The 11,724-nt window shown below is 57.9% G+C and carries 7 protein-coding genes; 3 read left to right on the top strand and 4 right to left on the bottom strand.

From position 1 onward, the window contains the following. Positions 1-4: 4 nt before the first annotated feature. Complete coding sequence (locus J2X98_RS09315; RefSeq protein ID WP_307306994.1) at positions 5-2,809, bottom strand: DUF1156 domain-containing protein; 2,805 nt, start codon at positions 2,807-2,809, stop codon at positions 5-7. Positions 2,810-3,004: 195 nt separating this feature from the next. On the opposite strand from J2X98_RS09315, the gene J2X98_RS09320 reads away from it, so the two are divergent. Beyond that, positions 3,005-4,105, top strand: coding sequence for a DNA cytosine methyltransferase (locus tag J2X98_RS09320; protein WP_307306997.1), 1,101 nt, complete (start codon positions 3,005-3,007; stop codon positions 4,103-4,105). Here the strand turns inward: J2X98_RS09320 and J2X98_RS09325 are convergent. Then, positions 4,074-5,759: a TIGR02391 family protein gene (locus J2X98_RS09325; RefSeq protein WP_307307001.1), complete on the bottom strand. Its 1,686-nt coding sequence runs from the start codon at positions 5,757-5,759 to the stop codon at positions 4,074-4,076. The two genes, J2X98_RS09320 and J2X98_RS09325, sit on opposite strands and share 32 nt — an antisense overlap. Positions 5,760-5,924: 165 nt before the next feature. Between J2X98_RS09325 and J2X98_RS09330 the strand changes: the two genes are divergently transcribed. Next, positions 5,925-7,850: a hypothetical protein gene (locus J2X98_RS09330; RefSeq protein ID WP_307307004.1), complete on the top strand. Its 1,926-nt coding sequence runs from the start codon at positions 5,925-5,927 to the stop codon at positions 7,848-7,850. Here the strand turns inward: J2X98_RS09330 and J2X98_RS09335 are convergent. Further along, a complete protein-coding gene (locus J2X98_RS09335) occupies positions 7,847-10,216 on the bottom strand; it encodes a HelD family protein (RefSeq protein ID WP_307307006.1) in 2,370 nt (789 codons plus the stop codon). The two genes, J2X98_RS09330 and J2X98_RS09335, sit on opposite strands and share 4 nt — an antisense overlap. Positions 10,217-10,436: 220 nt before the next feature. On the opposite strand from J2X98_RS09335, the gene J2X98_RS09340 reads away from it, so the two are divergent. Further along, positions 10,437-11,366, top strand: a complete 930-nt coding sequence (locus J2X98_RS09340) for an HNH endonuclease (protein ID WP_307307008.1) — start codon at positions 10,437-10,439, stop codon at positions 11,364-11,366. 6 nt (positions 11,367-11,372) lie between these two features. On the opposite strand, the gene J2X98_RS09345 is transcribed toward J2X98_RS09340, so the two are convergent. Continuing rightward, positions 11,373-11,687 carry a hypothetical protein gene (locus J2X98_RS09345; RefSeq protein ID WP_307307010.1) on the bottom strand — a complete coding sequence of 105 codons (315 nt, stop codon included), beginning with the start codon at positions 11,685-11,687 and terminating at the stop codon, positions 11,373-11,375. Between the last annotated feature and the right edge of the window lie 37 nt (positions 11,688-11,724).

Below are 11,724 nucleotides of genomic sequence, written 5' to 3' on the forward strand. Positions count from 1 at the left end.
CTTTCTAAAAATCGTCGTTGAGTGATTCGAGATCGAATCCGGTCTGGACGGTGGTGGACGCGCCGGACTCAGAAGCGCGAAGAATGTCGGGCCATGCGCTGGCCAAATTATTGAAGATCTGCCCGATCGCGGACCAGTTCTTACGTTCCGCGATCGAGTACAGGAGATAGGCGAGTTCCTTCACTGCGTCGAGATCAATACGCGAGCCAGGCGCCTCTCTGAGATTTGCGATGAGCTGGCCAGCAGCGTCGATGCCCTTCGCATCCAGTACCCGTGCTGTGTGTAACGAGGCTTCCCAGACGCTGAGCCGCTGATCGCGACGCGGATCGTAGTTGTCCGGGAGCTTGGCGGGTGCGAAGAGCTGGACCTTGCCGCCGCGGCTCGTCAGAATTCCGCCGCGTTCCAATCCCGGGAGCGAGGTGTTGAGGGCGGTAGCAAGCGTCTCGGCCTCACCGAAGGTGCCTTCGTCAAAGCCGTGCTGACGGAACCACGTGATCGCCCAGCGGGAGTCAGAGTCGAAGTCACCCTCAAGTTCGGTAAGCACTTCCGCCAGAACTTGGTTGATGAGTTCGAGAGCCGTTCGGACTCTCATTGCCGAGCCATCGGCTTCGGTCACCTTGGAATAGCGGGTGAATACGGCCATGCCAGGGCCAATGGTCGACTGGGCGAGGTCAACGGGGGCGACCGCTGCCTGCTGCAGCTCCCGGAGCTTCGACGGGAGCTCCGAACGAAGAACGGACAGGAACCCGCCGCGGTCGATGGACGACGCAGATTCGCTGCGTGGACGGCAGGCCAAGACGATGGATGAAGCCAAGGCATTTGTGCCAGAACCGATCATGCGGTTGCCCAGTTCGCTGCGTACCGGCCATGTCGCGGTGACGGTCCAACCAGCGCGGACGATGCCCTCCAGGATTGTTGCCCACCCGGTTGATGAATCGCCGCTTTTGGTCGTCTCTGACTGTTTGAAAGCATAGTAGACAGTAATTGGATAGTCGGTGGTGGCGTTCTCGCGCATGCGACGGAAGACCGACTCGAATCCATCCTCAAAGAACTTCTCAGCGCCGCCCTTCCCATCATGCCGATACGGATTTGCGACGAGCTCTTCAACCTTCGGTACAAGCATTGTCCCCATCAGCCGCACATGGACCGTCCGGAGAGAACGACGTAGCCAAACGTAAAAATAATCGGATAGATCCGAATAGCCGATGTTGTCGTAGTACGGAGGGTCGGTTGAAACGACAACGGACTCATACTCCCGTGTTGAAGCATCCTCCTGAGTCGCGATGGCAGCTCCATGACCAGGCACTCGCGCCAACGCCTTCGCCACCCAAGAGATATCCTCTCGGATACTTCCCGACGAACTCGCGAACGGATTTGCCTCGGCGAAGTCCCAGGCCATTGGTATAGCCTGACGGGCGAAGAGCCCGCGAACCGCTTCCATCTTGGGGCTGCTATCCCAAGTACAGAGAGACGACAGCTTGTTGGTCAATCGACTGATGGCGAATGCGAGATACGTGCTTACTGCGTCAGCATAAGCTGCTGCCCCGGTGCCGCCGGCCTCTAGGCGATCGCCTTCAGGGAGGCCCGCGGCCAGCGCATCGGCGAGGACCTGCTCACGGGCTTCAGCCAGTACATCACTGAACGTCGTGAGCGCGACGAGCTGACGGTTCGTAAAGAGGTCAGAGAATCTAGTGAGTCCGTACGACGGTGTCCATAGATTACGTGGGTCAAACCCAAGCTCCTGGTCTGGGATGTCATTTGGCTTAGGTACCATCGCCAGAGCTTCATGCTGGCCGGGGGCGAGGTACTCCCGCCGCCTTTGACCCTCTGCAACGACAGCAATCAGGGACGCGCCGAGCGCTCCGGCGATTCCCTGTTCTTTGATATATGTCGGTGAAACAGCCGTGGCACACGAAACGCAGGTTGCCCCGTTTCGGCCGGACATGGTGCCGTCCGCCCCGCCGGTCGGGGCCTTTGCCGGATCGGTTCCAATGGTGTAAGTAACTTTGCAAGCTTCGACCGTGGGGACGATGTAGGCTTCCTTGCCCTTCTTCTTGCCCAGCCACCAAGACCGAACTAACGGCATCGCAATGCCGCAAGCGGGGTTGGGGCAGGTAACGGTACGTGCCCAGAGCCATGCGATGACAGTGGCCGTCTGACCGCCCCCGATCTCTACTTGCGGGTACAGGTGGCCGATCCTCCGCTGGGCGGTGTCACGCATCCATTCGCCGTAGGCGCGGACATCCGCGGCGAGACCTTCGGGTCCAGACCACGCGGTCGTTTGCCCTTCGGAAAGCCCGGGGAATACGGGTGCAGCGTCCGCAAATTTTGGCGGTATTTCGATTAGCGCCTTGTTGATCAAGACTGCGACGGGGTTGAGGTCAGAGGCGTGAGCCTCTAAGCCAAGACGCTGAGCCTCAAGCGGTATTGACCCGCCGCCAGCGAAGGGGTCCAGGATGGCGGGCGGACCGTTAGGACCAGCCGACTTTGCGATTTCCGCGTGAGCCGCTTTGAGGAGAGTCTGGTTGTTTGAGTTCTTCCATAGGACGAGCTGTTCGATCATGCCGTGGAGGCGTGCACGCTCGGCGGCCTGCGCCTCTTCGGTCGGGAAACGGTCCGGGTGAGAGGAGGGATCATCGACGAGCTGAGCGAAAAGCACGGCACGAGCTGCAGCTAAGGGTCGGCGAGCCCACCACAGATGGAGAGTGGACGGATGGCCGTGGCGGATCGATTTCTCCCGAGCAGACTCCCGATTGATGACCTCGAGAGGCATCGAGACCTCAATGAGTTTGCGTTTCTCCGCGTACATGCTTACTCAGTCCGTTCTTGTTGTGTTGCCGGACCCAGGGCATCCCGTTTCCACACCCAAATGTATACGCCGGGGGCTGGCTGGACGGCATCAAACGCACGTTGCGCACACAGGCTCACATGGGCGGGTTCGTTGCAGCCGGAGCGTTGGCGCGGGTGACCAAAATTGTCTCAGCAGCCGGCTAAGCTATTGGTCATGCCACTACGTCTACGCCTCATTGACCTCTTCGCCGGCGCAGGCGGAATGACTCAGGGTTTCAAGTCCACCGGGCGGTACGAAACAGCCGTCGCCGTCGAACTGGATCCCTACGCTGCGGCCACTTTCGTGCAGAACCATGCGGCGGCGCGCGTCTACGCAGGTGGGATCGAGGACTGGCTGGCCGAAGATACGGTCCCGAAGGTCGATGTGATCATCGGCGGACCACCGTGTCAGGGTTTTTCAGCGCTTGGGAAGCAGGACGTTCTCGATGAGAGGAACTTCCTCTGGCGGAAATACGCCGAGACCATCATTCGGGCCCAACCGAAATATTTCGTCGTGGAAAACGTGCGGCAGTTTCTGACGTCACCCCAGTTCGCAGAGTTTGAGTCATGGGCCTCCCCTGGTGGCCCCTTGCAAGATTACGAGCTCCAACCTCTCTTGCTGAATGCCGCGGATTTTGGGGCCTACCAAGCTCGCACACGAACCATCGTGATCGGGCGACGGAGGGGTCTCCCGGAGATCCCAGTGCCGGCCGTCGGACCGTTCAAGGGAAAGCACCGCAGCGTCGAGGACGCATTTGCGGGGTTGCCGAACCAACGGGTCATACCTCGGATGACGTCCGTGAGGGACTTCCCAGACACCAGGACAGACGTAGGCGGCGTGACGATGCCTGGTCCGTTCACCACGCCCGAGCTGCACGTGACCCGCAACTACACAGCCCTGTCCCTCAAGCGCTTCGCGAAGATCCCCGCTGGTGGAAACCGGTTCAATATCCCCGATGAGCTGTTGGCTGAATGCTGGCGGAAACACAAGAGTGGCTCTGGCGACGTAATGGGACGTCTTCACTGGACGAAACCTTCAGTGACGATTCGAACGGAATTCTTCAAGCCTGAAAAGGGCCGATATCTCCACCCTGATCCCGATGTTCACCGGGCAATCACGCATTTCGAGGCCGCTCGGCTTCAAGGCTTTCCGGACACGTATAAGTGGATGGGGACAAAGACGGCAATTGCCCGGCAGATCGGCAATGCAGTGCCGGTGCAGCTGGCAGAGTACTTGGCCCAGCTCATCGCTGAGGCCTGGGATTCTGCTGCGTAGAGCCTTCAAGCCTGCGCAGCAGGTGTGAGAGGGTGCTGAGAATATCTAGACAGTCTTGGTCAGTAAACGCGCCATTCTCCAGGAGCCATCTCTTTTCTTGGTGATCCAGAAGGTTGCGGACCCCGGAAATGACACCGCCACTAAGCAGCCGCTGCCCCTTCTGAACGTTTCGAACGGTGCTTTCCGTGATCCGGGATCCGCTGACCTCGCGGTACTTAGCGAACACGGAAATTCCCTGGCCGTTTTCTGAAAAGGCCTGATCCATTAAAGAGGACGCTTCTGCGATCTCCCGTCCGAGGCGCAAATGAACTTCAGAGATATACCGTTTTATCGCTTCATCGACGGCGTCGATGTAACGTCCCGCTTTGTATTCGTCCAGTGCAGCGACCTTGATGGAGTCATGCATGTGGCGCCAGTGAAGATCTGCATACTCCGGCGCGATGGACTTTAGATCGTCGATAATTTTGTCCTGTGCCTCGTTTGAGAGTCGAGATTCAGGTTCGGCGATGGTCTGCAGAATCGACTGAAGGGCGGCGGATTCCGGACCGCGAAGTGTGGATGTCCATTCGACGAAATTTGTTCCAGTGCGTTGCTCAGCGCGCTCTTTCTGGCGGTCCCTCCGAGACTTTCTCCAGTCGAGTGCGATCGCTCGTAGCACAGCGGCCAAGACAACTCGCAGCTCCGACGGTTCCTCAGCTTCCCAGTTAATTGCGCGTCGATCGGTCGCGATCACGTCAGGCTTGACTTCGTCTAGATACGAAACATCAATGAATCCGGTGAGGTAGGAAAAGGCGTGACTCGACTCGGAAGCTCCAAAAAATTCAGGTTCATTGATGAGCCTGCCACTGGCATAGAGTGCAACACCCCGGTTTGTACCGTCAAGTGGAGAGGCCGCGGATATGATCCGCCCTTTGATTTCCTGTGCTGAAATGAATGACCAGTTTGTTGGCCCGACAACATCTTCGAGTCTGGGATCTTCCAGTCCCCACTCGAACTGGGATGAGATGCCGTCGAGTCGTGCTTCCTTCGTGACTTCGACTTTATCCCCACGCTTGTTCTCAACGAACAGCCGGAAGGTGCTGTCCCCGTAGTCGAAAAGGCGCGCTAGGCTCCTTCGTAAATCGTCGGTTCGGATCGGGGAGCTGCGAACAAGCCTGCGAATCGTGATCTGAGTACCATGCCGCTGCGAATCTCTCGGGCTGGAATTTACGTCCGGTCGGTATTCTCCTTCGGAGCTAAGCATCTTCTCGTAGTCGAGTGAGACTCTATGCAGCGCACCGGACTCTCGCCGGCTTGTGACGACTTCCACAAGATGACCCACGCCAAAGAGCGCAAGCTTCCCGATCCCCTTCTTCCCAGAGACTTTGCGTTGCCCACTCTCCGACATCCCCGTTTGGAGCTCGTTTCTACGGTTCCGCCCAATACGAAGGTACTTAGAGGCCAAGTCCTCTAATGACATGCCATGGCCATTGTCAATCACGGATACGAAATCACCCAATTCGTCTGCTCCAACTTTGACGACGACTACTTTTGCATCGGCGTCGTAGGCGTTGGCAATCAGCTCGGCAACAGCATTCGGAAGATGGGAATACATGTTTGATCCCAGGTGACCGACCGTCGACGGTTCAAATCTGAGGACGATATCGGGGACCAAATGTAAGCTCCTTGCTGAGTCATTTTTTCTTGGATGATGATATCGGAGTTCGCCTAGGGCATGCGGGAGGCCGCTCTCCTACTTAGTCACTCCTGACCGCGTGGTGATTTTCCATGATTCCGACAAACGTGGTTCACTGCATCGACGGGTGAAAGGACACGGATCATGCTGAGCTACAGGACGCTTTTCAGTATCAACCCAGGGTCAGATGCTGATGTGGTTCAAGGCGTGTTGGACAGGAGCTTCGATTGGCTGCGGGGAAAGAATCTGAATGTCGATTTGGTGGCAGCAAACCAAGAAGTGGCGGTCGCTGATCATGCCCGGGTGAAGTGGATTGCCCCCGATTCCGCAGACTTCGCAGGTACCCACCGCCTCATCCTTACGGAGCAGTCGCCCATGGGCGAATGGATCTCCACAATCACGGTTTGGCAGCTGGCAGACGGACGCCCATGGTTCTGGATGGATGTGGAGGGACCGGAGTGGGCTGGGACGCCGAGACTCGTCCGATCGTTGATCGAGCAATACTCGTGTTCCGATCGTGGCGTGAGGCTGACAAAACAGCCCGTCGTAGTTCGTCCACAGCAAGTCGGTGAGCTCATCCAGCTTCTAAGTCGAGACGGCCGGCGGACGCTGTCCTTCATTGCTGGAAGTAGCGCTGCCTTGCCGATGCCAAAATGGGCGGAATTCGTCGGCAATATAGTCAAGCAGACCACCGGGCAAGCATCGGCGTACGTGTTGGACCCGGTTGCAACGACGATGTTCAACCAGCGAGTTGGCATGGAGTTCGGTGTGAGGCCGGGCATGCTGCGGACTTACCTCCCGGATCTGGATATTAATGATCCGCAAGATTCCGCACGGCACCGGTTCCTGACGTCGGAGTCAATCGCCTCGCAGAACGTGGGCCGTCTCCGCAAGACACTTAGTTACAAGGCCCGCGAAGTGGCCCAAATGTCACTTCTGGACGACAGCATTAGGCTGATCGATCGACGGCTTGATGAGCTGGAGCTTCGGCTGACTCCGCGGATGATGAAGGAGGCAACTCCTGGAGTAACCCTTGGGGACCCTTCCACTGTGCCCATGCAGTCGCCGTCGTCGGAACCGGATATTGTACCCGAATCCGAGGGCGCTGCTTCACCGTCCCAGATGCCTGATGCCCTTGGTGCGGAGCATTCCAAGTCGGAAGACAACCTGGGGGGCCAGGCCACTGATGCATCGCTGGGGGAGCAGGCCGAAATCTACTTGGCGCTTCGTTCGCTCGTCGAAGAGTACGCCGGCGGTGAGACATCGCTCGGCGGTGTGGAGGCTCTCCGCGGACTCCTGGAAGCTGGCGTTGCAGCCGAGGCACTAAGCACTCGTCTCCTCGCCAAGATTGACCAAAAGTCCGCTGCTCTGGACGAGGCAGCCGTGGAACAGGCAAAGTTGCGACACCTCATCGATGACCTTGAGCTAGACGCCTGGGACACATGGGAGCAGCTCGAAGCCCAGTACGCGCGTACACGAGGTGCCCAAGACACCGAACTCAAGTTGCGCGGGATGCTGGCCAAGACGGGTGGCGACGTTGACTGGACTCAGCTGGATGAAGTCGCGCCCCCTGAGCTTTCTGTCCCCCAAAACTTCAACAGCCTGGTGGAGTCGTTTGATGGGTTTCCCTATGTGGTTTACACCGGGGACAAAGACATCACTGCCGGCCTTGATGACCATGATGCGGTGGGTCGTTGGTGCAGCATGACCTGGAGCATTCTGGCGGCACTGAACGACTATGCGCGTTTCAAGGTTGAGGGCGCAGACATTGCTGGCGTGCAAGCCTATCTGGAGTCTCCACCGCCTGGTGCCCACACGTACCACCCTGGACGTCACGCTCGAGATGAGAGCGAAACCGTCAAGAACAATCCGAGTTATTCCGCGCCCCGAACGCTGCCCGTTCCGACGAAGGTCAGCCCCAGCGGCGAAGCCTTCATGGGCGCCCATTTTCGGATCGCAAAACACGGGCTTGTGTCGCCACGGCTGCACTACTTGGACGCCACCGCCATAGCTGGGAAGATCATCGTCGGATACATCGGCCCCCATCTGCCGAACGCTCAGACGAACTAAGAATCAGATCCAGACGCTTCCATTTTGTCCCAGAGGATGTCGACGACCCGCTGCTGCACGTTGGGACCTACTTCCCGCAGGACTTCAAAGAACTCCTGGGCGATGCTTTGAGCCATGCGCTCAAGCATCGGCTTGAGCTCTCCGTCCGACGGAGTTACTGCCGAAGATGCCTCGTGCACGTGGTGGCTGTCGTCGGAGCTTGGAGTTTCGCTCTCGGAGCTCGTTGCCGGACCCTTGCTGGCCGCGTGAGTTTCCTTCTCACGAGGCTCGGCTTCGACGCTGTTCGCGTCGTTCTCACCACCTGTTGAGTGTGCCTCAGCGTCGCTGGCCTCGGTGCCGCGAGGGGCCACGAAGTCTGCGAGCATTGCCGGCACACCGTCGGCTCTCAAGACTACATCGAGATGGTGGACAGTGCGCGTCAGGGCAACATAGAGGAGCTTGTCCCCCTGGGGGAGTTCGAGTATCGAAGCAGGCTCAACGACGACCACGGCATCAAACTCAAGACCCTTTGACTCCTCGGGTGAAACCAAATTGATGCCCTGGGACAACCCGCCATCGGCCGACTCACTGTATTTGATTCCAGCTGCGCGGAAAGCGGTGCGAACGGAAATCATCTGCCGTTCGGCGACGACCACACCCACAAACAAACCCCTGGAACTGTATTCCTTCACGGATGAAACGACGGAGTTCATCAACTCATCCGTGGACACTACATGCCAACGAGGCTCTTCTTCGATCTGCCGCGGAAATGCCTGCGGCGCAGTCAGCCCTGGCGCGGCTGTGGCGAGGACTCTGGCGGCGACAGCTAGGACCGGTGCCGGAACACGATATCCGATGGTCAGCTCAGCTTCGGTGAAGTTGTCTTCAGTGCCAAGTGTCGTCAGAACTTGGTTCCAGTCTTTGCGTGAATAAGCTGACGTAGCTTGGGCGATGTCGCCTACGACAGTCATGGAGCCGTTCTGACTGCGCCGGCGGACCGCTCGGAGCTGCATATAAGAGAGGTCTTGGGCTTCATCCACGACAATGTGCCCATACCGGCTCAGCGTGCCACTGATGGCGTCTGCCGCGCAGTCGATAACCCCCAAGTCCGCCATTGTCCACGGCTCGTCCCCAATTTTCGCGGCCGCCGGTCGGTAGAGAAGGTCAACCTCAGATTCTGTAGCGCCAGCTCGAAGAAGCCTGTCCTTCGAGCCGTACAACTCCCGGACAAATTGTTGGGGAGAGAGCGATGGGTAGACTCTCTCGGATTGCTCATCCAGTGAAGCTCGGTCTAGGAGCGGCACAGCGTCCCGTCTGCCTGCGTCGACCCTGCCCGCCACGAAAGTCTGCAGCGCAGCCCTGAACTGAGCGCGACGGCGGTTATATAGGCCGGGGGTGATTCCAGCCAAGAGGCGTTCAATGTCTTCTTTTACAACGGAAACAGTCAGCGCGGTGTCGGTCCGCCTCACCTCGAGCCCGTCCGCGGGGACTCGCGCACGTCCGTTCAGCGCACTTTGGACGATGGACTCCATCTTTGCGGAGCCCTTCTTTCGTGCCACGTCAGGGACGTCGATGCCGCGCGGAGCAAAGTCGCCCGCCAGTAACTGCGCAAGCGACTGCTGAATCACGTCCACGTCCCCGAGAGTCGGGAGCACGCGCTTGATGTATTTGGTAAAGGTTGGGTTGGGCCCGACTACCAAAACGTCCTTAGGCTGCAGTTCTTCTCGGTGGTTGTAGAGTATCCAGGACACGCGATGCAGTGCGACGGCAGTCTTTCCCGTCCCGGGGCCGCCCTGTATAACGAGCAGTTGGTCTTTAGGGGCCCGGATGATCCGGTTTTGAGCGGCTGTGATGGTCCGCACTATGTCCCTCATGAACTCGTCGCGGCCCCGCCCAAGGTCCTCGAGCAATGGATCTTGCTCGCCGACGAAAGTCCCCGAAGAGATATCGTCGGAGAGTTCTTGGAAGATTACGTCGTTGAACGAGGCAATTCGGTTATACGTGGTCGTGAAGACTCTCTTTCGGGCAAGTCCGCGCGGATCATCATGCGTAGCCTCATAGAAGATTTCGCCGATTTTCGACTGCCAGGGAGCGACAAGGAGGTCATAATTTTCGTCCCGGATGGCCACGCTGCCAAGGTAGATAGTCTCGCCATCCTCTAGGTCCATGCGCGCCGTTGCGACAGCCTCTGAGGGGTCAAGCGTTCTCCGGTCCAAGAGCGCTGCTCGCTGGCTTGATCGTTCATGCACGTTACCGCTGACGTTTGAGGAGACAATGTCGTTAAGGTGGTCGTCATAGGCCTGCTTGGATTTGTCAAAGTATTCCTGCTCGAGTGCCTTTTCGGCCTCAAACGCGTCCTGATCTGTGTCCTGCAACTGTGCAGTCATGGTTGCCCCCTGCGATTCGTAAACAAATTAAAGCAGACGTACGCCGGCCCTTGTATCGGGCTCGGCCGGAGTGGTAGCGCATCCCTCTTTTTATCGGCGCTCTCAAGCTTGTCTCGCTGTGAAAAGGAAGTTGTCCCCTTGAAAATTTGAGCAAATCTTGATGCTCGACGTCGCATCTCCGGGATTTACACTACTGCCGAGGAAGCAATAGCCTGAAGCGATGTTTGATTACCGCTGCCCCTCCGACGATGACTTCGACACACGACTTCGGGCTGAAGCTTTTTCTTGGCTAACTAACAAGATGCGCCGAGGCCCTGAGTACCTTGCCTACTCCGAAATCCAAAAGTTCATCTTCGACGGACGACCGGTTCCGCTCAAAGACAGGGTCAAGGGAATATGGAAGCCAGCAATATTGTCCTCGGCCCTTTCGATAACGACGACATATCGGCCGCCAGGCGTCGAACGCCCATATGATGATCTCATTCATAAGAGCGACGGGCTGCTCAGATACAAGTGGAACGGGATGAAGCGTGATGAGGCGACTAACCGAGCGTTGAGATCCGCGATGGAGGAAGGCGTCCCTCTGATTTGGTTTTTTGCGGTGGGCAAAGGGGTGTTCAAGCCAGTATTTCCAGTTTACGCAGTAGCGGAAGAAGAAGAAGCGCAGCAGTTTATCGTGAACGCAGATGCTTCCCACGTCGCAGCGCAAATAGAAGCTGAACAGCCCGGATCCATGTCTAAAAATCAAAAAGTGAAAGTCAGGAACGAGCTCTTTAGTGCTGTATTCCGTGGAACGGTGATGCGAGCCTACCGCTCGCGGTGCGCCGTGTGCTCATTTCGGCATGGACCAATGTTGGAGGCTACGAAAATTATAAAGGAGATCGATCATGGTGCCGGTGCAGCCGTGACGAATGGAATCGCGCTTTGCGTATTTCACCGCTCGGCCTTAGAAGTGGGCGCCCTGGGAATCCAGCCCGACCTTGTAGTGCAGGTACGGCCGGCGCTAATGCGAGAGGATGGTGGTCCGATGCTGCGATACGGACTCCAAGAATTGCACGGGAAGCGGATCTCCGTACCGAGCGTGAGGGCTGAGCGGCCAAGACAGGACCTGCTGGAACGCGCTTTCGAACGATTCCGTCAGGCGGACTGATTAGCGTCAAAGCTTGTCTATCCACGTGTCTTCTTCCCGGTTGTCCCATGCAGACCCCGAGGTGGGTTTAGACGGCAGGCTTCGCTCTTCGATACGTCGGAGTACAAGGCGTACGTCCTTCGCCAGAAGGTCTCTGATAGCACTGACGGGGCGGACGGTGCAGCTTTCGATGACCGCACGCCGCTCATCCATGGAGTCGATTCCAGCGGCGGCGAAGGCGTCTCGGAGCTGTTGCACCTGATCCTCTCGGATGGAAATGTCCTCTAGGACATCTTGAGGCTTTAGGGGCTCGGCAAAAATGTCGAAGGTGGCGTTATCCATCTGCTCTCCTAACTAAGGTCAGTTGTTAATTCTGCCA

Source organism: Pseudarthrobacter enclensis, assembly GCF_030811655.1.
Lineage (GTDB): Bacteria > Actinomycetota > Actinomycetes > Actinomycetales > Micrococcaceae > Arthrobacter > Arthrobacter enclensis_A.

Coding starts and splice junctions, on each gene's coding strand:
- J2X98_RS09330 (WP_307307004.1), top strand. CDS start 5,925: ATGCTGAGCTACAGGACGCTTTTCAGTATCAACCCAGGGTCAGATGCT.
- J2X98_RS09335 (WP_307307006.1), bottom strand. CDS start 10,216: ATGACTGCACAGTTGCAGGACACAGATCAGGACGCGTTTGAGGCCGAA.
- J2X98_RS09315 (WP_307306994.1), bottom strand. CDS start 2,809: ATGTACGCGGAGAAACGCAAACTCATTGAGGTCTCGATGCCTCTCGAG.
- J2X98_RS09345 (WP_307307010.1), bottom strand. CDS start 11,687: ATGGATAACGCCACCTTCGACATTTTTGCCGAGCCCCTAAAGCCTCAA.
- J2X98_RS09340 (WP_307307008.1), top strand. CDS start 10,437: ATGTTTGATTACCGCTGCCCCTCCGACGATGACTTCGACACACGACTT.
- J2X98_RS09320 (WP_307306997.1), top strand. CDS start 3,005: ATGCCACTACGTCTACGCCTCATTGACCTCTTCGCCGGCGCAGGCGGA.